Source organism: Paenalcaligenes sp. Me52, from assembly GCF_050487965.1.
Taxonomy (GTDB): domain Bacteria; phylum Pseudomonadota; class Gammaproteobacteria; order Burkholderiales; family Burkholderiaceae_B; genus Paenalcaligenes.
In genome coordinates, this window is the sequence record NZ_JBKQFO010000001.1 from 926,348 (window position 1) to 952,369 (window position 26,022).

At 49.5% G+C, this 26,022-nt stretch carries 25 protein-coding genes and 3 tRNA genes; 27 read left to right on the top strand and 1 reads right to left on the bottom strand.

The window, feature by feature from the left end; translation table 11 throughout:
• The first annotated feature begins 161 nt into the window (after positions 1 to 161).
• The 4 genes from ilvB to pssA all read left to right on the top strand — a co-directional run bounded on the left by ilvB (position 162) and on the right by pssA (position 4,370).
• Complete coding sequence (ilvB, locus tag ACLO87_RS04305) at positions 162 to 1,898, top strand: biosynthetic-type acetolactate synthase large subunit (RefSeq protein ID WP_135861472.1); 1,737 nt, start codon at positions 162 to 164, stop codon at positions 1,896 to 1,898.
• The gene (gene ilvN / locus ACLO87_RS04310; protein WP_135861471.1) at positions 1,895 to 2,386 is read left to right on the top strand and encodes an acetolactate synthase small subunit; all 492 of its coding nucleotides are present in this window, start codon (positions 1,895 to 1,897) and stop codon (positions 2,384 to 2,386) included. The genes ilvB and ilvN overlap by 4 nt, the downstream gene beginning before the upstream one ends.
• A gap of 50 nt (positions 2,387 to 2,436) precedes the next feature.
• The gene (gene ilvC, locus ACLO87_RS04315) at positions 2,437 to 3,453 is read left to right on the top strand and encodes a ketol-acid reductoisomerase (protein ID WP_135861470.1); all 1,017 of its coding nucleotides are present in this window, start codon (positions 2,437 to 2,439) and stop codon (positions 3,451 to 3,453) included.
• Between the two features lie 152 nt (positions 3,454 to 3,605).
• Positions 3,606 to 4,370, top strand: coding sequence for a CDP-diacylglycerol--serine O-phosphatidyltransferase (gene pssA / locus ACLO87_RS04320; RefSeq protein WP_135861469.1), 765 nt, complete (start codon positions 3,606 to 3,608; stop codon positions 4,368 to 4,370).
• Here pssA and ACLO87_RS04325 read toward each other — a convergent pair.
• The gene (locus ACLO87_RS04325; RefSeq protein WP_430222879.1) at positions 4,367 to 4,876 is read right to left on the bottom strand and encodes a hypothetical protein; all 510 of its coding nucleotides are present in this window, start codon (positions 4,874 to 4,876) and stop codon (positions 4,367 to 4,369) included. The genes pssA and ACLO87_RS04325 overlap by 4 nt on opposite strands.
• A 173-nt stretch (positions 4,877 to 5,049) precedes the next feature.
• On the opposite strand from ACLO87_RS04325, the gene rpsO reads away from it, so the two are divergent.
• The 23 genes from rpsO to ACLO87_RS04440 all read left to right on the top strand — a co-directional run bounded on the left by rpsO (position 5,050) and on the right by ACLO87_RS04440 (position 26,021).
• Positions 5,050 to 5,316: a 30S ribosomal protein S15 gene (gene rpsO / locus ACLO87_RS04330; protein WP_135861467.1), complete on the top strand. Its 267-nt coding sequence runs from the start codon at positions 5,050 to 5,052 to the stop codon at positions 5,314 to 5,316.
• Positions 5,317 to 5,408: 92 nt separating this feature from the next.
• The gene (gene pnp / locus ACLO87_RS04335; protein ID WP_135861466.1) at positions 5,409 to 7,568 is read left to right on the top strand and encodes a polyribonucleotide nucleotidyltransferase; all 2,160 of its coding nucleotides are present in this window, start codon (positions 5,409 to 5,411) and stop codon (positions 7,566 to 7,568) included.
• A gap of 215 nt (positions 7,569 to 7,783) precedes the next feature.
• A tRNA-Ser gene (locus ACLO87_RS04340) sits at positions 7,784 to 7,873 on the top strand.
• A gap of 14 nt (positions 7,874 to 7,887) precedes the next feature.
• Positions 7,888 to 7,974, top strand: a tRNA-Leu gene (locus ACLO87_RS04345).
• Between the two features lie 98 nt (positions 7,975 to 8,072).
• Entirely contained in the window at positions 8,073 to 9,047 is a 975-nt protein-coding gene (locus ACLO87_RS04350) for an NAD(P)H-quinone oxidoreductase (RefSeq protein ID WP_430222880.1), read from the top strand.
• A 136-nt stretch (positions 9,048 to 9,183) separates the two neighbouring features.
• Complete coding sequence (gene tpiA, locus ACLO87_RS04355) at positions 9,184 to 9,927, top strand: triose-phosphate isomerase (protein ID WP_430222881.1); 744 nt, start codon at positions 9,184 to 9,186, stop codon at positions 9,925 to 9,927.
• A gap of 16 nt (positions 9,928 to 9,943) precedes the next feature.
• Positions 9,944 to 10,435, top strand: coding sequence for a preprotein translocase subunit SecG (gene secG / locus ACLO87_RS04360; protein ID WP_430222882.1), 492 nt, complete (start codon positions 9,944 to 9,946; stop codon positions 10,433 to 10,435).
• Positions 10,436 to 10,567: 132 nt separating this feature from the next.
• Positions 10,568 to 10,652 (top strand) — tRNA-Leu (locus ACLO87_RS04365).
• Positions 10,653 to 11,108: 456 nt separating this feature from the next.
• Positions 11,109 to 12,230, top strand: coding sequence for a porin (locus ACLO87_RS04370; RefSeq protein WP_430222883.1), 1,122 nt, complete (start codon positions 11,109 to 11,111; stop codon positions 12,228 to 12,230).
• Positions 12,231 to 12,428: 198 nt separating this feature from the next.
• On the top strand, positions 12,429 to 12,575 hold the full coding sequence (locus ACLO87_RS04375; protein WP_430222884.1) for a hypothetical protein: 147 nt from the start codon (positions 12,429 to 12,431) through the stop codon (positions 12,573 to 12,575).
• A 356-nt stretch (positions 12,576 to 12,931) separates the two neighbouring features.
• Positions 12,932 to 13,291, top strand: coding sequence for an NADH-quinone oxidoreductase subunit A (locus ACLO87_RS04380; RefSeq protein ID WP_135861461.1), 360 nt, complete (start codon positions 12,932 to 12,934; stop codon positions 13,289 to 13,291).
• Positions 13,292 to 13,341: 50 nt separating this feature from the next.
• Complete coding sequence (locus ACLO87_RS04385) at positions 13,342 to 13,818, top strand: NuoB/complex I 20 kDa subunit family protein (protein WP_135861460.1); 477 nt, start codon at positions 13,342 to 13,344, stop codon at positions 13,816 to 13,818.
• A gap of 33 nt (positions 13,819 to 13,851) precedes the next feature.
• Positions 13,852 to 14,463: an NADH-quinone oxidoreductase subunit C gene (locus ACLO87_RS04390; protein WP_430222885.1), complete on the top strand. Its 612-nt coding sequence runs from the start codon at positions 13,852 to 13,854 to the stop codon at positions 14,461 to 14,463.
• 5 nt (positions 14,464 to 14,468) lie between these two features.
• Positions 14,469 to 15,722, top strand: a complete 1,254-nt coding sequence (locus ACLO87_RS04395) for an NADH-quinone oxidoreductase subunit D (protein ID WP_135861458.1) — start codon at positions 14,469 to 14,471, stop codon at positions 15,720 to 15,722.
• 30 nt (positions 15,723 to 15,752) lie between these two features.
• A complete protein-coding gene (gene nuoE / locus ACLO87_RS04400) occupies positions 15,753 to 16,247 on the top strand; it encodes an NADH-quinone oxidoreductase subunit NuoE (RefSeq protein ID WP_135861485.1) in 495 nt (164 codons plus the stop codon).
• On the top strand, positions 16,244 to 17,608 hold the full coding sequence (gene nuoF / locus ACLO87_RS04405) for an NADH-quinone oxidoreductase subunit NuoF (protein ID WP_135861457.1): 1,365 nt from the start codon (positions 16,244 to 16,246) through the stop codon (positions 17,606 to 17,608). The genes nuoE and nuoF overlap by 4 nt, the downstream gene beginning before the upstream one ends.
• A 15-nt stretch (positions 17,609 to 17,623) precedes the next feature.
• The gene (nuoG, locus tag ACLO87_RS04410; RefSeq protein ID WP_430222886.1) at positions 17,624 to 19,954 is read left to right on the top strand and encodes an NADH-quinone oxidoreductase subunit NuoG; all 2,331 of its coding nucleotides are present in this window, start codon (positions 17,624 to 17,626) and stop codon (positions 19,952 to 19,954) included.
• Complete coding sequence (gene nuoH, locus ACLO87_RS04415) at positions 19,955 to 21,028, top strand: NADH-quinone oxidoreductase subunit NuoH (RefSeq protein WP_135861455.1); 1,074 nt, start codon at positions 19,955 to 19,957, stop codon at positions 21,026 to 21,028. It abuts the gene before it with no gap.
• 20 nt (positions 21,029 to 21,048) lie between these two features.
• Entirely contained in the window at positions 21,049 to 21,537 is a 489-nt protein-coding gene (gene nuoI, locus ACLO87_RS04420) for an NADH-quinone oxidoreductase subunit NuoI (protein ID WP_135861454.1), read from the top strand.
• 18 nt (positions 21,538 to 21,555) lie between these two features.
• Positions 21,556 to 22,191 carry an NADH-quinone oxidoreductase subunit J gene (locus ACLO87_RS04425; RefSeq protein ID WP_135861453.1) on the top strand — a complete coding sequence of 212 codons (636 nt, stop codon included), beginning with the start codon at positions 21,556 to 21,558 and terminating at the stop codon, positions 22,189 to 22,191.
• Positions 22,191 to 22,499: an NADH-quinone oxidoreductase subunit NuoK gene (gene nuoK, locus ACLO87_RS04430; RefSeq protein WP_135861484.1), complete on the top strand. Its 309-nt coding sequence runs from the start codon at positions 22,191 to 22,193 to the stop codon at positions 22,497 to 22,499. Before ACLO87_RS04425 ends, nuoK begins: the two co-directional genes overlap by 1 nt.
• A gap of 16 nt (positions 22,500 to 22,515) precedes the next feature.
• Positions 22,516 to 24,522, top strand: a complete 2,007-nt coding sequence (gene nuoL, locus ACLO87_RS04435; protein ID WP_135861452.1) for an NADH-quinone oxidoreductase subunit L — start codon at positions 22,516 to 22,518, stop codon at positions 24,520 to 24,522.
• Between the two features lie 11 nt (positions 24,523 to 24,533).
• The gene (locus ACLO87_RS04440) at positions 24,534 to 26,021 is read left to right on the top strand and encodes an NADH-quinone oxidoreductase subunit M (protein WP_168246776.1); all 1,488 of its coding nucleotides are present in this window, start codon (positions 24,534 to 24,536) and stop codon (positions 26,019 to 26,021) included.
• Position 26,022 lies beyond the last annotated feature (1 nt).

A 26,022-nucleotide genomic window follows, 5' to 3' on the forward strand; every position in this document is an offset into this window, starting at 1 on the left:
CGCAAGTGCTACTTTCCGAAAGAGTGCAGGTCAAGCAGTAGTGTGTCTGGGTGGCGTGGTCCCGTGGGTCATAAAGCGCCAGATCATGTTGCTGTATTTGGCTGAGACTCCGGCTTAAGTGCCAGTCGGGGAGTTAGTGCAAGACTGAAAGGAATTTCATAATGGAACTCAATGGCGCAGATATAGTCGTGCGCACGCTGGCTGACGAGGGCGTAGAACACGTTTTCGGCTATCCAGGTGGTGCCGTACTATACATCTACGATGCAATTTTCAAGCAGGACAAATTCCGCCACATTTTGGTGCGTCACGAGCAAGCAGCTGTGCACGCGGCGGATGCCTATTCACGCTCCTCCAACAAAGTTGGTGTGGCGCTGGTTACCAGTGGCCCAGGTCTGACTAATGCTGTAACAGGTATTGCAACGGCCTACATGGACTCCATCCCTATGGTGGTGATTAGTGGCCAAGTTGGTTCTCAGTCTATAGGCGAAGATGCTTTTCAAGAATGTGATGCTATTGGTATTACGCGCCCTTGCGTTAAGCACAACTTTTTGGTGCGTGACGTAAAAGAGCTAGCAGATACTATTCGCAAAGCTTTCTATATCGCGACTACAGGCCGTCCAGGTCCTGTGTTGGTCGATATCCCCAAAGATATTACTGCAGCAATGGCTCGCTACACGCCTAAGCGTGGCGAGGTCAAAATGCGTTCCTACATGCCTGTATCCAAAGGGCATCAGGGGCAGATTAAAAAAGCGGTGCAAATGCTGGCAGCAGCTGAGCGTCCCATGATCTACGTGGGCGGCGGCGCTATCTTGGATAATGCATCCGAAGAAGTTAAACAATTAGTCGAGCTTTGTGGTGCACCTTGTACTACCACGCTGATGGCTCTGGGTGCTTACCCAGGTAATAGCGATCAGTATGTGGGTATGCCAGGTATGCACGGTACGTATGAGGCAAACATGGCTATGCAACACAGTGATGTGTTGATTGCTGTGGGCGCACGTTTCGATGACCGCGTAATCGCGAATCCTCGTCACTTCATGCAAGTCCCTCGAAAAATTGTTCACATTGATATTGATCCTTCCTCCATTTCCAAACGTGTGAAAGTGGATGTGCCTATCGTGGGCAGCGTTAAGGAAGTTCTGCAAGAGTTCAACGAACAGTACGCACAAGTTCGTTCCTCATCCGCTAAGAGCAAAACAGCTCTGGAACAATGGTGGAAGCAGATCAACGTTTGGCGCGAGAAGAAATGCCTAGTCTACAAACCTTCTGACGAAGTGATTAAACCTCAGTCAGTGGTGGAAGCTCTATGGGAAGTAACGGGCGGTGACGCTTTCGTGACTTCTGATGTGGGTCAGCACCAAATGTGGGCGGCACAATACTACCGTTTCAATAAACCACGTCGTTGGTTGAACTCGGGTGGCTTGGGTACGATGGGTGTGGGCCTGCCTTACGCTATGGGCGTACAGATGGCTAACCCTGATGCAGATGTAGCGGTGATTACTGGTGAAGCATCTATTCAGATGAACATCCAAGAATTGTCCACATGTCTGCAATATCGTATGACACCTAAGCTGCTGTGCTTGAACAACCGCAGTCTGGGTATGGTGCGTCAGTGGCAGGAAATCGATTACGGTTCCCGTTACTCGGAATCCTACATGGATGCGTTACCTGACTTCGTGAAACTGGTTGAAAGCTACGGCCACGTTGGTATGCGTATTGATAAACCTGCGGATGTGAAACCGGCCATTCAAGAGGCGTTCACTAAACATAAAAACCGCTTGGTATTCATGGACTTCATCACCGATAAAACAGAAAACGTCTGGCCAATGGTTAAGGCGGGTAAAGGTTTAACGGAAATGTTGTTGTGTGCAGAAGATCTGAAAGGAGAGGAATTATGAAACACGTGATTTCCATCCTGCTTGAGAACGAACCCGGCGCATTGTCGCGTGTGGTTGGTCTGTTTTCTGCGCGCGGCTACAACATTGAAACCTTGACTGTGGCACCTACGGAAGATGCAACGTTGTCTAGGATGACGATTGTGACCATAGGTCCCGATGAGGTGATCGAGCAAATTACCAAACACCTGAATCGCCTCGTTGATGTGGTGAAGGTGGTGGATCTTTCTGAAGGCCCGCACGTTGAGCGTGAACTCATGCTCATCAAAGTGCGTGCAGTAGGTAAAGAGCGCGAAGAAATCAAACGTATGGCTGACATTTTCCGTGGCAGCATCATTGATGTGACTGACAAAACCTACACGATTGAACTGACTGGAGTGCAGGAGAAAATCTCTGCCTTCATCAATGCATTGGATCGCAGTTCCATTTTGGAAACAGTACGAACCGGTGTGTCAGGTATCAGCCGTGGTGAACGGGTTTTGAAGGTTTAACTTTATTAAATTAAAACGCCACAAGGCGACAAAAATTTGGAGCAGATTCCATGAAAGTTTTTTACGACAAAGATTGTGACCTTTCCTTGATCAAGGGTCGTACAGTTACAATTATCGGTTACGGTTCACAAGGCCACGCTCACGCATTGAACCTGCATGAGTCCGGCGTGAATGTGGTTGTTGGTTTGCGTAAAGGCGGTGCTTCTTGGAGCAAAGCTGAAGGCGCTGGCCTGAAAGTGATGGAAGTGGCTGAAGCCGTTAAAATCGCTGACGTAGTAATGATCTTGTTGCCTGACGAGAACATCGCTGAAGTGTACCGTACACAAGTTGCTGAAAACATTCGTCCAGGCGCAGCGCTGGCATTTGCTCACGGCTTTAACGTTCACTACGGCCAAGTTGTGCCACGTGATGATATCGACGTGATCATGGTTGCTCCTAAAGCTCCAGGCCACACTGTACGTGGTACATACCGTCAAGGTGGTGGTGTTCCTCACCTGATCGCTGTATACCAAGACAAAACTGGTGCAGCACGTGACGTAGCTCTGTCCTACGCTAGCGCAAACGGTGGTGGTCGTGCCGGTATCATTGAAACAAACTTCCGCGAAGAAACAGAAACCGACTTGTTCGGTGAACAAGCTGTTCTGTGTGGTGGTGCTGTTGAGCTGATCAAAGCTGGTTTCGATACATTGGTTGAAGCTGGTTACGCGCCAGAAATGGCTTACTTCGAGTGCTTGCACGAACTGAAGTTGATCGTTGATCTGATCTACGAAGGCGGTATCGCCAACATGAACTACTCCATCTCCAACAACGCGGAGTACGGTGAGTACGAAACAGGTCCTAAGATCATTACTGATGACACACGTAAAGCAATGCGTGAAGTTCTGGCTGACATCCAAAACGGTGTTTACGCTAAAAACTTCATCTTGGAGCACACTGCTGGAGCCCCAACATTGACATCGCGTCGTCGTATCAACGCTGAATCTCAGATTGAGCGTGTGGGCGAACAACTGCGTGCAATGATGCCTTGGATTGCAGCCAACAAATTGGTTGATAAATCCAAAAACTAAGCATGTGGCGTGATTAACGCCATAAGGCTGGCCTAGGGATCTCCCTGTGCCAGCCTTTTTGTTTTTTGTAATTGCCCATAAGCTGCTAATATCTCATTCTTACCCAGCTGCTTTTAAGCGGTTTCTTTGGTTTCTTACCTTCAGCTTGAATTATGCCCGGTCGCAATACAGACGAATTACGTCGTCGCAGTATTTACCTTTTACCTAACGCGTTTACTACCGCGAACTTATTCGCTGGTTTTTATGCCGTCGTGCAGGCCATGAATGGGCGGTTTGAAGTGGCTGCTATAGCCATATTCTTGGCGATGGTATTTGATGGTATGGATGGGCGAGTAGCGCGCCTGACTAATACGCAGTCCGCCTTCGGTGAGCAGTATGACTCCATGGCTGACTTAACTTCTTTTGGTGTGGCGCCTGCATTGGTGATGTATGTGTGGGCACTCCAAGATCTAGGTCGATGGGGGTGGTTGGCAGCATTCGTGTTTGTTGCGGGTGCGGCATTGCGCTTGGCGCGTTTCAACACCAATATCGCTGTTGTGGATAAACGCTTCTTTCAGGGCTTACCTAGTCCTGCGGCGGCTGCGCTCATTGCTGGCTTTGTGTGGTTGTCGGTGGATAATAAATTGCCGATTTCTACGCACGTATTGCAGTGGAGCGCCTTTGTTCTCACGATTTATGCTGGCGTCGCCATGGTCTCCAATGCGCCTTTCTACAGTGGCAAAACATTTGCATTGAGCAAAAGTGTGCCGTTCTGGGGCATGTTGCTGCTGGTGTTGCTGTTCGTGTTTGTCTCTTCCGATCCGCCGGTAGTGCTGTTTGGCTTGTTTGTGCTGTATGGCTTGTCGGGTTGGGTGGTGATGGCATGGCGCTGGCATCGTGCGCGTAGGCTGATTGAGCAGCGCCGAGAGGATGCTTAATCCATACCGCGAAATATACCGTCGTTAATATCACGCGGATCAGGGCCAGGATGGTGGTGAACCAACTGGCCCTTTTCATTGAAGTACATATACATCAGCGAATTGAACGCACCGCCTTGCTTATAACGGTATGACCAGGTGCGATAGGTGACGCCTTTCCATCGGGCAAATTCATCAACAGCGGGTGGGCCGTACCAACAGGCAATCATGGAGGCATTCCAGTCATGTTGGTCTAATTGCCTAAAACCCTCATCAGAAAGCATTTGCTGTATGGAGAGAATGATGTTTTGTTCATCCACCTCGGCCGTCCACGCGTAGTAACCCATAGGTTGGGTGGACCAGTTCACCAGTTCGGGTTTGACGTTATTGCAGCGCTGGGTGGGTGTGCCGTATTCGTTAATGGCTGTGTCTAAGGCGGTGCCGGGTGATACGTTGCTTAGACTGGTGCAGCCCGCCATCAATAGGCTGACAAAAGTAATGCAGGGTAGGGCGGTAAAGCGTGGCATTTTCGTACTTCCTGTGGTGGCAGCGCCTAATTACGGGGTTGCGTAATTGAAGAATCTTACGTGCTTGGGCGTTTTGCTATATAATTCCAGATTGTTTTGCGTAAGCAAAGTGTTTTTGCTGATGACACGATAGGGCTCCTCGGTTCTATCGCAAGTTATTTGAGGATAATGTTATGACAGTAGTAGTTAAAAAAACCGAAATCGTTTCGGAATACCAACGTAAAGCCGGCGATACTGGTTCTCCAGAAGTTCAAGTAGCGCTGCTTTCGGCACGTATTGCTCATTTGACAGAGCACTTCAAAACCCACGTTAAAGATCACCACTCACGTCGTGGTCTGCTGCGCATGGTTAGCCGTCGCCGTAAACTGTTGGATTACTTGAAAGATCGTAAGCCTGACGCTTACCGCGCGTTGATCGAAAGACTCGGTCTGCGTAAGTAATATGCCGGGGCATGCCCCGCACGAAATAACCGTGCTTGCTGCAAGAAACCTCTTGCGGTACGCACGGTTTTTTATTGTAAGGAACGTAGTGAATGTTCAATAAAGTCACAAAAAAATTCCAGTACGGCGCACATGAAGTTGTGTTGGAAACGGGTGAAATTGCACGGCAGGCATCAGGTGCCGTGCTTGTTTCTGTTGAAGATACCGTTATTTTGGCAACCGTTGTAGGTGCTAAAAAAGCTAAAGCCGGTCAGGATTTCTTTCCTTTGACCGTAGATTACGTAGAGAAAACCTACGCTGCTGGGCGCATTCCCGGTGGTTTCTTTAAGCGTGAAGGTAAGCCATCAGAGCGTGAGACATTGACTTCACGTCTGATCGACCGTCCGCTGCGTCCGTTGTTCCCAGAAGGGTTCTACAACGAAGTTCAAATCATCATTCACGCGCTGTCCGTTAATCCTGAGATTGACCCAGTTATCCCAGCGTTGATTGGTGCGTCAGCTGCATTGGCTATTTCTGGTATTCCATTCAATGGCCCTGCTGGTGCAGCGCGTGTGGGTTATGTGGATGGTCAGTACGTACTGAACCCAACTACAGCTCAAACAGAGCAATCCAAGTTGGACTTGGTTGTGGCTGGTACAGAGGCTGCTGTGTTGATGGTTGAGTCTGATGCTCAGCAATTGTCTGAAGACGTGATGTTGGGTGCGATTGCCTTTGGTCACGAGCAAATGCAAAACGTGATCAATGCGATTCATGAGTTGGTTGAAGATGCCGGCAAACCTGAATGGGATTGGCAGCCAGAGCCAGCTAACGAAGCATTGATCAGTGCTGTGCGCGCTGTTGCTTTTGATCAGTTGAAAGAAGCCTACCAAATCCGTGAAAAACAAGCGCGTACATTGCGTTTGAAAGAGATCAGCCAGTCTGTGAAAGACTCCTTGGCTGCTTCCGCGGAAGAAAAAGGCGAAGCTGCTCCTGATTCAGTGGGTGTTGAAAACATTCTGTTTGATTTCGAGAGCCAGATTGTTCGTAGTCAAATTCTGAGTGGCGAGCCGCGTATTGATGGTCGCGATACACGTACGGTCCGTCCTATTTCTATCCGTACTGGCGTATTGCCACGTGCTCACGGTAGTGTGTTGTTCACTCGTGGTGAAACGCAAGCCTTGGTTGTAGCCACACTGGGTACACGCCAAGACGAGCAGATCATTGATTCCGTCATGGGTGAGTACCGTGATCGTTTCATGCTGCACTACAACTTCCCTCCGTTTGCTACAGGCGAAACAGGCCGTTTTGGTGCGCCTAAGCGTCGTGAGATCGGTCATGGTCGTTTGGCTAAACGCGCTTTGGCTCACATGCTGCCTCCAGCGGAAGACTTCCAATACTCGTTGCGTATTGTGTCTGAGGTGACTGAGTCCAACGGTTCGTCCTCTATGGCGACTGTGTGTGGTGGCTCATTGGCAATGATGGATGCGGGCGTGCCTATGACTGATCACGTTGCTGGTGTGGCAATGGGTCTGATCAAAGATGGTGGTAAGTTTGCTGTGTTGACCGATATCTTGGGTGATGAAGATCACCTGGGCGATATGGACTTCAAAGTAGCGGGTACAGAGCACGGTATTACTGCATTGCAGATGGATATCAAGATTCAAGGTATCACTACTGAAATCATGAGTGTTGCATTGGCTCAGGCTCGCGAAGGCCGCATGCACATCTTGGGTTTGATGAAAACATCCTTGGAAGGTGCGCGTACAGAATTGTCCGCATTTGCTCCACGTATGTTGACAGTAAAAATCAACCCAGAAAAAATCCGTGATGTGATTGGTAAAGGTGGCGCGACTATTCGTACGCTGACCGAAGAAACTGGTACGCAGATCGATATCGGTGATGATGGCACAATCACAATTTCTAGTGCTGACCTAGAGAAAGCACAAGAAGCTGAGCGTCGTATCAAAGAAATCACAGCAGAAGTAGAAGTGGGTCAAGAGTACGAAGGCCCAGTGCTGCGTATTCTGGATTTCGGTGCGATTGTGCAAGTGTTGCCAGGTAAAGATGGCTTGCTGCACATCTCTGAGATTGCTAACTACCGTATTGCCAACGTGAATGATGTATTGAAAGTTGGTCAGGTTGTGAAATTCAAAGTTATAGAAGCTGATGATAAAGGCCGTCTGCGTCTGTCTATCAAAGCTTTGGGTGGCATTGAAGCTCAAGGGGGTGAAGCTGCTCCTGCGGCACCAGAGGCTGACACAGCTGCTGAATAAGTCTTTGTGTGCTAGCGTAAGCTAGTTATATAAAGCAAAAAATCCCGGATTGGGCATTCGTGCTCACCGGGATTTTTTTATGTGGACAGCATGGCTGGGTAACAAGAGGGTATTTTGCGGCTTTCTGCGTATACAAACGGTTAAATTTACGGTATAGTTTTCTTCTTTGCTGTTTTGAGCCAATCTTATTGGTGCAATATCAGTAAATCAAACTTGGAAGCGTGCCAGAGTGGTTGAATGGACTGGTCTTGAAAACCAGCGATGGGGTAACTCATCCGTGAGTTCGAATCTCACCGCTTCCGCCAAACAAGTTTGTGTGGCATCCATGGCGGAATAGGTAGACGCAAGAGACTTAAAATCTCTCGATCAAACGATCGTCCCGGTTCGATTCCGGGTGGATGCACCAACATCTCTTATGCCTTCGGGCTCATCTATTATCCTTTTGATTCTGTTCGAGTCATAATAGACCTCTCTGTAGATCTATGTATAAGGGTAGTGAATATCATGAAAGCCATAGAAATCTCCCAACCAGGTGGTCCTGAGGTATTGCGCTGGGTTGATAGGCCTATGCCAGAGCCAGCGGCAGGGCAGTTATTGTTGCGTGTGATAGCAGCCGGCGTGAATAGGCCGGATGTGATGCAGCGCAAAGGTATGTACCCTGCGCCTGCTGGGGCTTCTGATATACCAGGCTTAGAGGTTTCTGGGGAGATCGTGGGTGGCGATGTAGAGGGTAGTGGGTATGCGCTGGGTGATTGCGTGTGCGCGTTACTGCCAGGTGGTGGCTACGCACAATACTGCGTAGTGGATGCGATGCATTGCTTACCTATCCCTAAAGGTATAGATCCTGTCCACGCTGCTGGTATACCCGAAACGGCGTTTACGGTATGGAGCAATATCTTTAATCGTGGTGCTTTGGCGGATGGCGAGTCTTTGCTTGTGCATGGTGGAGCAAGCGGTATTGGGGTCATGGCCATACAGTTGGCAGTCGCTAAAGGGCATCGTGTCTTTGCTACGGCTGGTAGTGATGAGCGTGTAGCCATTATTAATGCGCTAGGTGCCACCGGCATTAATTACAAAACGCAGGTATTTGAAGAGGTTGTGCGTGAGTCTACAAACAATCGTGGCGTGGATGTGATTCTGGATATGGTGGCGGGCGACTATATTAATAGAGATATACGTTGTCTGGCAGATGATGGCCGTATTGTGGTCATCGCTTTGCAGGGCGCTCCTAAAGGTGAGGTTAATTTTGCGCAAATGATGTTGCGTAGATTGACGCTAACGGGTTCAACTCTACGTGCTAGGGATCAGCGCTTTAAGGCTGATCTGGCTAAGCAGGTGCGTGAGCAGGTATGGCCATTGCTGGAGCGCGGTGCTGTTAGCGTTAAAGTGCATGCGGTGTTTGATATGGCCGATGCAGTGCAAGCGCATGCCATGATGGATGCCGGTGAGCAGGTTGGGAAAATCATCCTACGCGCATAAAGAGTGGTGCCATTAGGCGCTAGTCAATATGGCGATGCGAAAAGTGCACAATTTCTAAGCGTAAATCTGGGCAACACGCTACAATTATCGGTTGTTTTATTTGTGATGGCCTTTGGCCTTCAGGTACTAGAGGTCAATGACAACTACAACTCGCTCTCCTCTTATTATTGGTAACTGGAAAATGAATGCGTCGCTGGGCGGCAGCACGGTGCTGTTGCAGGCGTTAGCGCATTACCGACCAAGCCAGGCCTGTGAGCTGGCAGTCTGTGTGCCGTTCCCTTATTTGGCTCAAGCGCAAGAGATTCTTGCGGGCTCCTTGGTCTCATGGGGTGCGCAAGACGTTAGTGATCAGCAGCAAGGTGCGTACACAGGTGAAGTATCAGCGGCTATGCTGCAGGATTTTTCTTGTAAGTGGGCGTTGGTGGGGCACTCTGAACGCCGACAACGTCATGCTGAGTCAGATCAATTGGTGGCTGATAAAGCAGTGCAGGCACTGTCTTGTGGTGTTACGCCAGTTTTTTGTGTGGGTGAAAGCGATGCTGAACACGAAGCTGGTGAAGCGCATACTGTAGTCTTGCGACAATTGCAGCCTTTGCTGGATTTGGGTGCGGATGTTGTGAGACGAGTGGTTGTAGCCTATGAGCCAGTCTGGGCCATAGGTACAGGGAAAAGTGCAACGCCAGAGCAGGCTCAGGCTGTGCATGCGTTTATACGCGAGTGCTTGCGTAACAGCGGTGCTGAAGAAGTGCGTGTGTTGTATGGCGGTAGCGTCAATGCGGCAAATGCAAAGAGTTTGTTCGCCATGCCTGATATAGATGGTGCATTGGTGGGTGGTGCGGCACTTAAGGCCGAAGAATTTTTAGCGATAGCGGCGATATAAGCCACGGAGTGATCACATGGAATGGATTCAACCAGTCTTGCAGGCAGTGCAGGTATTGTCTTCACTGACTATTATTGGTTTGGTGTTGTTGCAACAAGGTAAAGGGGCGGACATGGGGTCGTCTTTTGGTAGTGGTTCAGCAGGTAGTGTGTTTGGTGCTGCTGGTGCTGCCAACTTCTTGTCGCGCACGACTAAGTATGCCGCTATTGTGTTTTTTGTTTCTACCGCGGGTTTGGCGTGGGTGGTTTACAAGCCTTCCGCTAAAGCTGAAATCGAATCGGGTGTGATGCAGGGCTTTGAGTCCATCATTCCAGGTATGTCGGCTCCAGCGCCTACTACACCTGCTGCGCCAGATGTGAGTGTGCCAGTGGTTCCGGCTGTACCAGCTCCGGCAGCAAGTGTGCCGCAAGCGGTTGAGCCTGAGGCTGAAAGCAAAGTAGAAGAGGCTCCTGCGGTTGAATCTGCTGAATCTACAGAAGAAGTAAAAGAGCCAACTACAGCAGAGTAACCCTCTCTGTTTGCTCTCTATAAAAGGCCGATCAATGATCGGCCTTTTTGTTTGTGGGGCAATAGATGCACTTATGCTGCAAAAGTACTTGTGCCCGTGGGGGATCATGCTAGAATAACGATCTTTCTAGATGTCGATGTGGTGGAATTGGTAGACACGCTATCTTGAGGGGGTAGTGGCGCAAGCTGTGCGAGTTCGAGTCTCGCCATCGACACCAAAAAACATTGAAGCCGGGTTAGCCCGGCTTTTTTGCGCCCGTCTTTTGTGGGATGGGGTGCGAGAGGTTGTTTGGGTGGCTTCAGGGGTTGTGTTGGGGCTGCTCGGTGCATGTTTGGGTGAAAGTGTTGATGCGTTTCGAGATTCTTCACTTGTAGATAAATCAACTACTTACAGCGGTATGTTCGATTTTTGCTTTAAATTTATTTGAGCTTAAAGGGCATTGGGGTTGGGCGGGTGTAAACCCTGTTTTGTTGTATGGAAGTGACGTTTTTGTCGTGTATAGACTACAGAAAAGTGACTTTATGCAGGGTAATCACATCAAACAATAGTCAACGCGGCGGAATTTTGATGCAATAGCTCTAACTTCCCATTGCGGAGTTAGAAAGAGCAGTAGCACCTACATGTTGTGAGTGGCTGCTCTGATTTACTCAAAAAATCCACGGAGATTTCATACATGAAAAAGACTCTGCTCGCTGCTGCTTTGATGGCCGGTTTCGCTGGCGTTGCTCAGGCAGAAACTTCCGTAACTCTGTACGGTATCGTTGATACAGGCTTGGGTTACACACAGTTCAAAAACAAAGACACAGACGTTAAAGCAACTCGCACAGGTTTCTACGACGGCGTTCAGTCCGGTAACCGTTGGGGTCTGCGCGGTAGCGAAGATCTGGGCGATGGTCTGCGTGCTGTTTTTACATTGGAAAGCGGTTTCACACTGCAAAACGGTAAATCCGCTCAAGACAACCGTTTGTTCGGTCGTGAAGCAACTCTGGGTCTGGCTGGCGACAGCTGGGGTTCCTTGGTGTTCGGTCGTCAACAAAACGTAGCTTCCCGCTACATTGGTGACATCGCTAGCCCATTTGGCGATTCCATGGAATTGGCTGCAATCGGTAAAACATTTACCTCCGCAGCAACTGTTCGCGCAGACAACACAGTTGTATACGCAACACCTAACTTCAATGGTTTTGACTTCGCTGTTGGTTACTCCTTCAACGTAAACGGCGCACAAAACTGGGATATCAAAGACGCAGCTAACAACCCTAAAGACCAAAACGCTAAACTGGTAACAACCGGTCTGCGTTACGCAAATGGTCCAGTAGCGGTTGCTGTTTCTTACGACAACCTGAAAGCTTCTGCATGGGATAAATCCGCACAAGCTTGGAACTTGGCTGGTAGCTACGACTTTGAAGTTGTAAAACTGCACTTGGCCTGGGGTCAAGAGCGTAACGGTACTTTGACAGGCCGTGGTTACAGCAGCAGCATTGACGGCGACCTGAGCATGGGCTTTGGTGCTGGTTCTCAAGTTGATTACAAAACCAACAACTTCGCAGTTGGTGTAAGCGCACCTGTTGGCGCTGCTGGTAAAGTAATGGCTGGTTGGGCAATGTCCCGCGTTAGCGACAACGACTGGTTCGATGCTAACGGCGAGAAAAAATCCCAAAACTTGTTCAGCTTGGGCTACACATACAACCTGTCCAAACGTACAAACGTTTACGCAGTTGGTACATACGGTACTGGCTACGCATTCCAGAACGTACGTGCTACACAGGCTATCGTAGGTCTGCGTCACCGCTTCTAATCATGTCGCATGGCTTAGCCATGTATCATGATGGCCTGCTTCGGCAGGTCGATGCGAAATGCTTAGGCATGGAAAAGCCACTCTTCGGAGTGGCTTTTTTTTATGTCTGGGGTTTTTTTGTGCTTGAGCTTCTGATTGGGGTCGGAGGCTTGGGTGTGAGTTTGTTTGCGGGTGGTATGGGAGTGCCTGGCTTGTTGGTTGGGTTCTAGTGCTTGTGGCTATCTCAGCGTGTGGGGTTGCTTGCTACGGATTGTGGGTGGTGTGGTGAGGGGGTTGCTGTTGTTGTTGTTGTTGTTGTTGTTGTTGTTGTTGTTGTTGTTGTTGTTTGTGATCTATATCGGTTGAGGATGTTTTTTTATAACGCTAATTAGGGGGGTGTGTTTTTCTATTCATGGTTTATTGGTGTGCTCATGCTGCTGGTTTATGCGTGAATTTTCTATTTTTATTCCCAAAAAATACCTCTAAACCCTTATTTCTTTAAGCTAAAAGTCAGCTGACACCTTTTGTAATGAATTAATGCTAGCTGTGGCAATGTAGTTGTAATATTGGTACAGCGGGCTAAAAGGTAGTGCTGGTAAGCTTTTTTTTTCTAAAAAAGCGTCTGGTCGGTCTAATTTGAGTCGGGCTAAGGGTTATAGCCTCAAAGACTATATGAAAATGCTACAATCCAAGGGTTTACTTACTGTGAATGGGTGTGTTGCATGAATCTGCAGAATTATTTCCCCATCTTGCTATTTGTCCTAGTTGCGACGGGTATTGGTGGGGCATTGTTAGCGGCTGGTCGCATTTTGGGGCCACATCGTCCTTACGATGAAAAGCTATCACCATACGAGTGTGGTTTTGAAGCCTTCGGCGACTCCCGCATGAAGGTGGATATTCGCTATTACCTGATCGCCATTTTGTTCATTATGTTTGATTTGGAAATTGCCTTCTTGTTCCCTTGGGCTGTTGCCAACGGGGTAATTGGAATGGTGGGTTTCTGGTCTGTTCTAGTTTTCCTAGGCATTTTGACAGTGGGCTTTTTGTACGAATGGAAAAAAGGCGCCCTGGATTGGGAATAAGCATACTGAGCATACCCACTAGGGTAGGCGTCTGCTAAAGGCAAAAAACTATGGCTATAGACGGCATTTTGAAAGAAGGTTTTATTACTACCAGTGCAGACAAGTTGCTGAACTGGGCGAAAACAGGTTCCATGTGGCCGATGACATTCGGGCTGGCCTGTTGTGCGGTAGAGATGATGCATGCGGGTGCTGCCCGTTATGACTTAGATCAATTTGGTATCATTTTCCGTCCCAGCCCGCGTCAGTCTGACTTGATGATCGTAGCTGGTACTTTGTGCAACAAAATGGCGCCTGCCTTGCGCAAGGTGTACGACCAGATGGCTGAGCCACGTTGGGTGGTTTCCATGGGGTCCTGTGCCAACGGCGGTGGCTACTATCACTACTCGTACTCAGTTGTTCGTGGTTGTGATCGTATTGTTCCGGTGGATGTGTATGTGCCGGGCTGTCCGCCAACTGCTGAAGCGCTGGTCTATGGCCTGCTGCAGGTGCAGAACAAAATCCGTTTAACCAACACCATCGCGCGTTAAGCGTCGGGTCTGTTTTAGCTAGGTACGTACATCATGACACGACTAGAAACGCTACAAAAAAACATTCTCGCCGTATTTGGTGAAGAAGCTGCGCTGACACTGGATCGCAACGAACTGACACTGGAAGTGCCAGTAAGCGATTGGGTGCAAACCTGTACCACTCTGCGTGACCATAAAGATTTGTCGTTTGAAATCTGTATGGATCTGTGTGGTATGGATTACTCAGCATGGCGTGCTCCCACTTACGACTTTGATCCCTCCTTGTTCCCACATCGCTTTGCAGTAGTGATTCACTTGCTGTCAGTTAAACATAACTGCCGCATGCGAGTACGCTGCTTTGTGCCTGGTGATGACTTCCCCGTTTTACCTACACTGTTCCATGTATGGCCCACAGTGAACTGGTTCGAGCGTGAAGCCTTCGACTTGTACGGCATTGTGTTTGAAGGTCACCCTGATCTGCGCCGCATTCTTACCGATTACGGCTTTATCGGTCATCCCTTCCGCAAAGATTTCCCTATCTCCGGCTATGTGGAAATGCGTTACGACGCAGAACAGAAACGGGTTATCTATCAGCCTGTCACTATTGAGCCGCGTGAAATTATTCCACGTGTGGTTCGTGAAGACGATTACGGAGTGGGGCGCTAAGTACCATGGCAGAAATTCAGAATTACACGCTAAACTTTGGTCCTCAACACCCGGCCGCACACGGTGTGCTGCGTCTGGTACTTGAATTGGACGGCGAAGTTATTCAACGCGCTGACCCACATATTGGTCTGTTGCACCGCGCGACAGAAAAACTGGCCGAACACCGCACGTTCTTGCAAGCATTGCCCTATATGGATCGCTTGGACTACGTGTCTATGATGGTGAATGAGCACGCTTACTGCTTGGCAGTAGAGCGTTTGGTAGGGGTTGAAGTTCCTCTACGTGCTCAGTACATCCGCGTGATGTTCGACGAAATTACCCGTATCCTGAATCACCTGATGTCCGTAGGTTCTCACGCTCTAGACGTGGGTGCTATGGCGGTGTTCTTGTACGCGTTCCGTGAGCGCGAAGACTTGATGGATGCATACGAAGCTGTATCCGGTGCACGTTTGCACGCTGCATACTACCGTCCAGGTGGTGTGTATCGCGACCTGCCAGATACCATGGCTTTGTACCAAGGTAATAAATACCGCAGCGAAAAAGAATTGAAAGCGATGAACGAAGCTCGTTCAGGCTCGTTGTTGGATTTCTTGGAAGACTTTACTGATCGCTTCCCAGCATGTGTCGATGAATATGACACCTTGCTGACGGATAACCGTATTTGGAAACAGCGTTTGGTAGACGTGGGTATCGTGACTCCTGAGCGTGCTAAAGCGCTGGGCTTTACTGGCCCTATGCTGCGTGGCTCCGGTGTGGAATGGGATACACGTAAGACACAGCCTTACGAAGTATACGACCGCATGGAATTCGATATTCCTGTGGGTACTAACGGTGACTGTTACGACCGTTACTTGGTACGTATGGCTGAAATGCGTGAAAGTAACCGCATCATTCGCCAGTGTATCCAGTGGTTGCGTAACAACCCAGGTCCAGTGATTACCGACAACCATAAAGTGGCACCTCCTTCACGCGAACGCATGAAGACAGGTATGGAAGATTTGATCCACCACTTTAAATTGTTCTCTGAAGGTATGCACGTCCCATCAGGCGAGGTTTACGCTGGTGTTGAGCATCCTAAAGGTGAGTTCGGGATTTATTTGGTGTCAGATGGTGGTAACAAGCCTTACCGTATGAAGATTCGTGCACCTGGTTTTGTGCACTTGCAGTCGCTGGACGAAATGTCCCGTGGCCACATGATTGCTGACGCTGTCACGATCATTGGTACACAGGATATCGTGTTCGGCGAGATCGACCGCTAAGGCATCACCATGGAAGAACGGAATCAAACTATGCTGCTTTCCGAAAAAGCTTATCAAAGCATCGACAAGGAACTGTTGAAGTTCCCCGATGACCAAAAACGCTCAGCCATTATGGCCTCCTTGGCGATTGCCCAGCAGGAATTGGGTTGGGTGTCTACCGAGGTAATTGAAGACGTGGCGAACTACTTAGGTGTACCAGCGATTGCGGTACAGGAAGTAGCCACCTTCTACAACATGTTCCAGACTCGTCCAGCTGGCCGTTACACCATTTCTGTATGCACTAACTTGCCTTGCGCGTTGCGTGACGGCGTGAAGTCTGGTGAGTACCTAAAAGAAAAATTGGGTGTGGAGTACGGTGAGACAACTGCTGACGGCATGTTCACAGTGATTTCTGGCGAATGCATGGGCTCCTGTGGTGACTCGCCCGTCATGTTGGTGAACAACCAGCATATGTGTGTGCGTATGGAAGCTGAGCGTATTGACGCCATGTTGGATGGGCTTAGAAAACAGGGAGAGTCAGCATGAGCGCACCTGATATCTTGAAGCAGTTGTCGCAAGGCCTGACACCTGATCCAGCCAATGATTTATCACGCAGCATGATTTTTCATGGCCGTCATATCCAGCCTCAAATGTTGGCAGACCTAGACGGTACAAACTGGGGGTTGGAAGATTACGTTAAGCGTGGTGGCTATGAGGCTCTGCGTAAAGTCGTAACCAGCATGACACCTGATGAAGTCATTGCTGAAGTAAAAGCATCTGCGTTGCGTGGTCGTGGTGGTGCAGGTTTCCCCACAGGCCTGAAGTGGAGCTTCATGCCTCGTACATTGCCAGGTCAAAAATACTTGGTGTGTAACTCTGACGAGGGTGAGCCAGGTACCTTTAAAGACCGTGACTTGTTACGCTTCAATCCACATATTGTGATTGAAGGTATGGCTATTGCTGCGTATGCCATGGGCATCAGCGTTGGCTACAACTACATCCACGGTGAGATTTTTGAAGTTTACCAACGCTTTGAAGAAGCGTTGGAGCAAGCGCGTAAAGCTGGTTTCTTGGGTGACAAACTGTTTGGCACCGACTTCAACTTCCAATTGCATGCGTTCCACGGTTATGGCGCATACATTTGCGGTGAAGAAACAGCCTTGCTGGAATCCTTAGAAGGTAAAAAAGGCCAGCCACGCTTTAAACCGCCATTCCCTGCAAGCTTCGGTTTGTATGGCAAACCAACAACCATTAACAATACGGAAACCTTTGCATCAGTGCCTTGGATTATCCGTAACAGTGGTCAGGCATACCAAGAAATTGGCTTGCCTAACGCTGGTGGTACAAAGATTTTCTCAATTTCTGGTGACGTACAACGTCCTGGTAATTATGAAATCCCATTGGGCACACCATTCTCAACACTGTTGGAATTGGCTGGTGGCATGCGCGAAGGTCGCAAGCTAAAAGCGGTGATTCCTGGTGGATCGTCTGCACCGGTATTGCCAGCAGACATCATGATGGCCACAAACATGGACTATGACTCCATTGCCAAAGCAGGCTCCATGCTGGGTTCTGGTGCGGTAATCGTCATGGATGACACGCGTTGCATGGTGAAGAGCCTGCTGCGTTTGTCGTACTTCTATCAGCACGAAAGCTGTGGTCAATGTACACCGTGCCGTGAAGGTACAGGTTGGTTGTGGCGCATGGTTCATCGTATCGAGAACGGCAAGGGTAGACCTGAAGATCTGGATATGTTGGACGAAATCGCCCAAAACATCATGGGTCGTACGATTTGTGCGCTGGGGGATGCGGCGGCTATGCCAGTACGCAGCTTCATCAAACATTTCCGCGACGAGTTCGCACACCACATCGAGCACAGTGACTGTGTGGTGCCCAAATATTTGTAGGCTCAGGACGAACTAATGGTAGAACTCACCATCGACGGCATCAAACTGGAAGCTCCTGAAGGCAGCATGGTTATCCAAGCTGCACAGGACGCTGGGGTGTATGTGCCGCACTTCTGTTATCACAAAAAACTAAGCATTGCGGCTAACTGCCGTATGTGTTTGGTTGATGTTGAAAAAGCCCCTAAACCTTTGCCTGCGTGTGCGACACCAGTGACAAACGGTATGGTGGTACGTACACGTTCGGAAAAAGCCATCGCTGCACAGAAAAGCGTGATGGAATTCCTGCTGATTAATCACCCATTGGATTGCCCGGTTTGTGACCAGGGCGGTGAGTGTCAGTTGCAGGATTTGGCCGTAGGTTATGGCGGCTCTGAATCCCGTTATCAGGAAGAAAAACGTGTGGTCGTGGCCAAAGAAATGGGTCCACTGATCTCCACAGAGGCTATGCAACGTTGCATTCACTGTACACGCTGTGTGCGTACTGGCGAAGAAATCGCTGGTCTGCAAGAAGTGGGTATGTTGAATCGTGGCGAACACGCTGAAATCACCACGTTCGTGGGTCGTGCTGTAGAGTCCGAGTTGTCCGGTAACATGATTGACGTGTGTCCAGTTGGCGCGCTGTTGTCTAAACCGTTCCACTTCAAAGCACGTACCTGGGAATTGGCTCGTCGCCATTCCATCAGCCCGCACGACAGCATGGGTGCAAACCTGGTTGTTCAGTCCAAAATGGACCGTGTGCTGCGCGTAGTACCTTTTGAGAATGAAGCGGTAAACGAATGCTGGATCAGCGATCGTGACCGTTTCTCTTACACAGGTTTGTACACCGAAGACCGTCTGACACACCCGATGATTCGTGGTAGCGACGGTACATGGCGCGAAGCATCATGGAGCGATGCCCTACAACACGTAGTGGCCGCGATGAATGCAATACGTGAAAAATTCGGTGCAGATCAAATTGGTGGTTTGGGTAGCCCGACTGCTACAACGGAAGAGTTGGCCTTGTTGGCACGTTTGATGCGTGCTCTGGGTTCAGAAAACGTTGACTTCCGTCTGCGTCAGATTGATGCACGTTTGGATCAAGCATTGGCAGGTACTCCATGGTTGGGTATGCCAGTTACTCAGTTGAACGAGTTGGATCGTGTTCTGGTCGTAGGTTCGTTCCTGCGTAAAGATCACCCATTGATGGCACAGCGTCTGCGTCAAGCTGTGAAAGCTGGTGCACAAGTGTCCTTCATCGACTCTGCTGCTGATGATCCGCATTTTGCGCATATCCATCAGCGCATGACAGTGGCTCCTAGCCAAATCGCGAATGCAGTAGCTGAAGTAGCTGTAGCCTTGGCTGAAGCTGCGGGTGCAGCCGTTCCTACTGAGTTGGCTGGTGTGCAAGTTAGCGCAGAAGCACGACGCATCGCTGAGAGCTTGAGTTCCGGTGAGAAAGTGGCTGTGTTCTTGGGTAACGTTGTAGTGTCCAGCGATCAAGCTAGCGTCATTGCAGCCAATGCAGCAGCAGTGGCTACAGCAGCAAAAGCAACACTGGGCTGGTTGACTGCTGGTGGTAACACGGTTGGCGGTTACTTGGCTAACGCTGTGCCTGCAAATGGTGCATTGACTGCTGAGCAAATGTTGGCGCAAAGCCTGCGTGCTTACTTCGTACTGCATACAGAACCAGCTTTTGATAGCGATTACGGTGCACGTGCAGTGGAAACACTGAAAGCAGCAGCATTGTCCGTAGCCTTGACTCCTTTCCGCAGTGCGGCAGAAGAGTGGGCTGATGTGATGCTGCCAATTGCTCCATTTACAGAAACTTCAGGTTCTTTCGTGAACGCTGAAGGTCGTGTACAGAGCTTCAAGGGTGCTGCAGCTCCTTTGGGTGAAACTCGCCCAGGTTGGAAGGTACTGCGCGTATTGGGTAACTTGTTCCAGTTGGATGGTTTTGATGACGAGACTTCCGAGTCCGTTCGCGACACCGTATTGGCCGCTGGTATTGAGTCCCGCCTGAACAACGCTATCAATGCTAAACCAGCATTGGTTGTGGCTGCTGAAGGTCTAGAGCGTGTCACTGATGTACCTATTTACCGTACAGATGCGTTGGTACGTCGTGCAGAACCATTGCAGCAAACACCAGCAAGTGCGTTGCCTACAGCACGCATGAATGCTGTCACACTGGAAAAAATGTCGCTGGCTGACGGTGAAAGTGTACGTGTACGTTCTGCTCAAGGTGAAACCGTCTTGCCAGTTCAATTGGATGACACGGTGGCATCGGGTTGCGTACGTATTGCGACCGCGTTTGCAGAAACTGCATCGTTGGGAAGCAGCTTCGGTCAACTGACAGTGGAGCGTGTCTAAATGGAACTGCTGACTACTATTCAAAACTTCGGCGAAGGTTTGATCGGTCCTACCGCATGGTATGTGGTGTGGACACTGATCAAAATCGTATGTATCGCTTTGCCGATCATTATCTGCGTTGCCTACCTGACATACTGGGAACGTAAGATGATTGGTTTCATGCACGTTCGTAAAGGTCCAAACCGCGTGGGTCCACGTGGTTTGCTGCAGCCTTTTGCTGACGTGTTCAAGTTGCTGACCAAAGAAGTGATTGTGCCTAGCAAGGCTAACAAAGTGCTGTTCTTCTTGGGCCCAGTGGTAACACTGATGCCTGCGCTGGCAGCATGGGCAGTGATTCCTTTTGGTCCAGAAGTGGTATTGGCTAACATTAACGCTGGTCTACTGTACATCTTGGCGATTACCTCGCTGGGTGTATACGGTGTGATCGTGGCCGGTTGGGCTTCTAACTCCAAATACGCGTTGTTGGGTGGTCTGCGTGCAGCTGCTCAGGTGTTGTCTTACGAGTTGGCGATTGGTTTTGTGCTGATTACTGTTTTGTTGGTATCCGGTACATTGAACCTGAGCGAAATCGTACAAGGTCAAGATCGCGGTATGTTTGCTGATAGTGGCTTGAACTTCCTGTCTTGGAACTGGTTGCCGCTGTTGCCATTGTTTGTGGTTTACGTGATTTCTGCTGTGGCAGAAACCAACCGTCACCCATTTGACGTGGTGGAAGGTGAGTCCGAGATTGTGGCGGGCCCGATGGTAGAGTACTCCGGTATGGGTTTTGCTCTATTCTTCTTGGGTGAGTACGCCAACATGATCTTGTTGTCGGCACTGGCATCCATCATGTTCTTGGGCGGCTGGTTGCCAATCGTTGACTTTGCACCCTTTACCTGGATTCCAGGCTGGTTGTGGCTGGGTCTGAAAACCTTTGTTGTAGTGTCAATGTTCATTTGGTTCCGTGCGACATTCCCACGTTACCGCTATGACCAAATCATGCGTTTGGGCTGGAAAGTGTTTATTCCGCTGACAGGTATCTGGCTGCTGGTAGTCGCGATCTGGATGCAGACACCCTGGAACATCTGGCAATAAGGCTCGGGGGCTAAATAATTATGGAAGCGATTAAAGATTTTTTTGGCAGCCTGATGCTGTCCGAGATGCTGAAAGGGATGCGTCTAACTGGGCGTTACTTTTTCCGCCGCAAAATTACGCTGCATTACCCACAGGAAAAAACGCCTACTTCGGCGCGTTTCCGTGGCTTGCACGCATTGCGCCGCTACCCCAATGGTGAGGAGCGCTGCATTGCCTGTAAATTATGCGAAGCAGTTTGCCCAGCCTTGGCCATCTCTATCGAATCAGATGAGCGTGCCGATGGCACACGTCGTACTACACGTTACGACATCGATTTAACTAAATGCATTTTCTGCGGTTTTTGTGAAGAAAGTTGCCCAGTTGACTCCATCGTGGAAACACATATCCACGAATACCATGGTGAGAAACGTGGCGATTTGTACTTCACAAAAGAAATGTTGTTGGCAGTAGGTGACCGTTATGAGTCCGAAATTGCTGAACGACGTGCCGCTGATGCGCCTTACCGCTAAGACAGGAGCAGAACACTCATGTTTTCAACGATTCTGTTTTATGTGCTGGCGCTGGTTATTGTCATCGCTGCGTTCCGTGTAGTCACGGCGCGCAGTCCGGTGACAGCCGTGCTGCATTTGATTTTGACATTTTTTACGGCAGCAATGCTGTGGATCTCGATGGGGGCCGAGTTCTTGGGCCTATTGCTCATCGTGGTTTACGTTGGTGCTGTAATGGTGATGTTCTTGTTTGTGATCATGTTGCTGGATGTGCGTATGCCATCTGCGACAGAGCACTTCAAGGCTTACATGCCAGTGGGCTCCATCGTGGGTCTGATCATGATTGCCGAAATGGCGATTGTATTGTTGCGCGCTTGGGTGGAAGCACCTGAGGCTGCTGTAATGCCTGAAAACTACAACAACACTAAAGTGCTGGGTGTGCTGATGTACACCGACTATGTGATGGCTGTACAGGTAGGTGGGGTAATCCTGCTGGTAGGTATGGTAGCCGCTATTGCGTTGACACTGCGTCGCCGTTCCGATGTGAAGCGCACAGTTTCTTCCAAACAAGTCAAAGTACGTGCTGAAGACCGTCTGCGTCTGGTAAGTATGACTGCACAAGTGGAACAACCCTCTGCTGCTTCAGAAACTAACAGCGCTGGAGATAAACAATGATGACACTAGGGTTGACGCACTATCTGGTTTTAAGTGCCGTCCTGTTTACTATCGGTTTGCTGGGTTTCTTCTTCAATCGCCGCAATCTGCTGATCCTCTTGATGTCCGTCGAGTTGATCCTGCTTTCCGCGAACATGAACTTCGTTGCATTTTCTACCTGGTCAGGTGATGTTGCAGGGCAGGTTTTTGTTTTCTTTGTGTTAACCGTTGCAGCTGCTGAAGCAGCTATAGGTCTGGCAATTCTGGTATTGCTGTTCCGTAACTTGCAATCGATTAGCGTAAACAAACTTGACCAGCTCAAGGGTTGATGGGATCGCACATACTATGAACTCACCAAGTCTTTATTTACTTATTGCATTGGCTCCCCTGGTCGGGGCCATGGTGGCTGGCCTTTTTGGTACCGGTTTTCTGGGCCGTTTTATCGGCAAGAAAGCGGCACACAGCATCACTATTTTGGGTGTATTGATTTCCTTCATCGGTTCGGTGATGGTGTTGATGCAGACCATTGATGGTCAAACCTACAACGGTGCTGTGTACACATGGGCCACTATCGGTAACGTAAGCTGGGAAATCGGTTTCCTGATTGACCGCTTGACTGCACTGATGATGGTTGTGGTTACTTCCGTATCTCTGATGGTGCACATTTACACCATCGGCTATATGGCTGAAGACCCTGGCTACCAACGTTTCTTCTCTTACATTTCGCTGTTTACTTTCTCGATGCTGATGCTGGTCATGTCTAACAACATGCTGCAGCTGTTCTTCGGTTGGGAAGCAGTGGGTCTGGTTTCTTACCTGTTGATTGGTTTCTGGTACGAGCGTAAAACGGCGATTTTCGCAAACATGAAAGCCTTCTTGGTGAACCGTGTTGGTGACTTCGGTTTTGTGCTGGGTATTGGTTTGCTGTATGCCTACACAGGCAGCATGCGTTACGACGATGTGTTCGCGCATGTAGCACAACTGAGCACCATGAAATTCCCAGGTACTGACTGGCAATTGCTAACAGTGGCATGTATTGCGCTGTTCGTAGGTGCTATGGGCAAATCTGCTCAGGTGCCTCTGCATTCTTGGTTGCCTGACTCCATGGAAGGTCCTACACCTATCTCCGCTTTGATTCACGCGGCGACGATGGTGACAGCAGGTATCTTCATGGTGGCTCGTTTCTCTCCTGTGTATGAACACTCCACCACAGCGTTGTCCATGATCATTGTGATCGGTGCAATTGGTGCATTGTTCTTGGGTGCTCTGGGCATTATCCAAAACGATATTAAACGTGTTGTGGCGTACTCCACATTGTCCCAGTTGGGTTACATGACTGTGGCACTGGGTGCATCGACATACTCCGTCGCGATCTTCCACTTGATGACACACGCCTTCTTTAAAGCGTTGCTGTTCTTGGGTGCAGGTTCTGTGATTATCGGTATGCACCACAATCAAGATATCCGTGCAATGGGTGGGCTGCGTAAATACATGCCTATCACATGGATTACATTCTTGATCGGTACGTTGGCATTGGTTGGTACACCATTCTTCTCGGGTTTCTACTCCAAAGAAAGCATCATTGAGGCCGCTCATGCTGCCGCTGAAGCTGGTTTGTGGGGTGCTAACTTCGCGTACTACAGTGTGCTGATCGGCGTGTTTGTGACATCGCTGTACTCTTTCCGTCTGTACTTCTTGGTATTCCACGGTAAAGAAAACTTCCGCAATCCTTCTAAAGAAGCGTTGGGCGATCACCATGCGCTGGAAGGCAACCCACACGAGTCTCCATGGGTGGTGACTGTACCTTTGCTGTTGTTGGCTGTGCCATCCATCATCACAGGTATCTGGTTTGTGGATCCATTGCTGTACGGTAGTTTCTTTGACAATATCATCACCGTTCACCCAGAAGAGCACCCAGCAATTGTTGAGTTGGCTTCTGGTTGGAAAGGTTGGATGGAATACGCATTGCACGGCTTTGTGACATTGCCATTCTTCCTAGTGGTAGCGGGTATGGTCGTAGCATGGTATTGCTACCTAATTAACCCAGCTGTGCCGGCCGCGATTAAACGCAACACTGCGTTTATCAACAAGGTCATGGAAAACAAATACTACGTGGACTGGTTCAACGAACAGGTCATTGCTCGCGGTGCTCGTTGTTTGGGTACTGGTCTCTGGAAAGGGGCTGATGCAGGTCTGATTGACGGTCTGATCGTCAACGGTAGCGCTCGTGTTGTAGGTTGGGTGGCTGCGGTGTCTCGCCGTATCCAATCCGGTTTCATCTACCACTACGCTTTTGCCATGATCATCGGTATTGTGGTGCTCCTGACATTCTTTGTGCTGACGGTTAAATAATGGCAAGCGATATGGTGTCTTCAACATTTCCCTGGTTATCGCTCTCAATCTTTGTGCCCATCGTTGCCGGCCTTCTGGTGCTGGCACTGGGGCGCGATGACCGTGCCAACTTCACGCGTACTTTGGCGCTGATTGGTGCGATTGCGAGTTTTCTGGTAACAATTCCGCTGTACACGGGGTTCGACCCTAGTACAGCTGATCTGCAGTTTGTAGAGCTGACTCCCTGGATCCAGACGTTTTCCGTCAACTACCACTTAGGTGTGGATGGTATTTCGTTGTGGTTCGTTTTGCTGACAGCCTTCATCACTATTATTGTGGTGTTGGCTGGCTGGGAAGTCATTAAGGATCGCGTCGCCCAATACATGGGTGCTTTCCTGATCTTGTCCGGTTTGATGATTGGTGTGTTTGCAGCGGCTGACGGCATGCTGTTCTACATCTTCTTCGAAGCTACCTTGATCCCTATGTACATCATCATCGGGGTATGGGGTGGTCCACGTCGAGTGTACGCATCGTTCAAGTTCTTCCTGTACACCTTGCTGGGCTCTTTGTTGACCCTAGTAGCGTTCATCTACCTGTGGAACGTATCCGGTGGCAGCTTTGATATCAAAACGTGGCACGATGTGGCCTTGCCTATCAAACCGCAAATCTTGATCTTCTTAGCATTGTTCATGGCATTTGCTGTGAAAGTTCCAATGTGGCCTGTACACACATGGTTGCCTGATGCTCACGTGGAAGCGCCTACAGGAGGTTCCGTTGTGTTGGCAGCGATCATGTTGAAATTGGGTGCATACGGCTTCTTGCGTTTCTCGTTGCCTATCGCTCCAGATGCATCGCACACTCTGTCCGGTTTCATGATTACTCTGTCTCTGGTTGCTGTGATCTATATTGGTCTGGTAGCGATTGTTCAGAAAGACATGAAAAAACTGGTGGCGTATTCTTCCGTTGCGCACATGGGTTTTGTAACTCTGGGTTTCTTCATCTTCAACGCCACCGGTATGGAAGGCGCGATCATGCAGATGATTTCCCACGGTTTCGTATCTGGCGCGATGTTCCTGTGTATTGGTGTGCTGTACGACCGTTTGCACTCACGTGAAATCTCTGACTACGGTGGCGTAGTGAGTGTAATGCCACGTTTTGTGACTTTCTTCGTACTGTTCTCCATGGCTAACGCCGGCTTGCCAGGTACCAGTGGTTTTATCGGTGAGTTCACCGTGATCATGGGTGCTGTGCAGTACAACTTCTGGATTGGTCTGTTGACTGCTACGGCTCTGATTACCGGTGCTTCCTATTCGCTGTGGTTGCTGAAACGCGTAGCGTACGGCCCCATCACCAATGACAACGTGCGCAGCATGCCAGACCTAAGTGGTCGTGAGTTCTTCATCATGGCTGTGATGGCAATTGCTGTGTTGTACATGGGTGTGTATCCAAAACCGTTCACAGAAGTCATGCACGTTTCGGTTGATGCACTGTTGCAGCATGTGTCTGTATCGAAACTGTAGG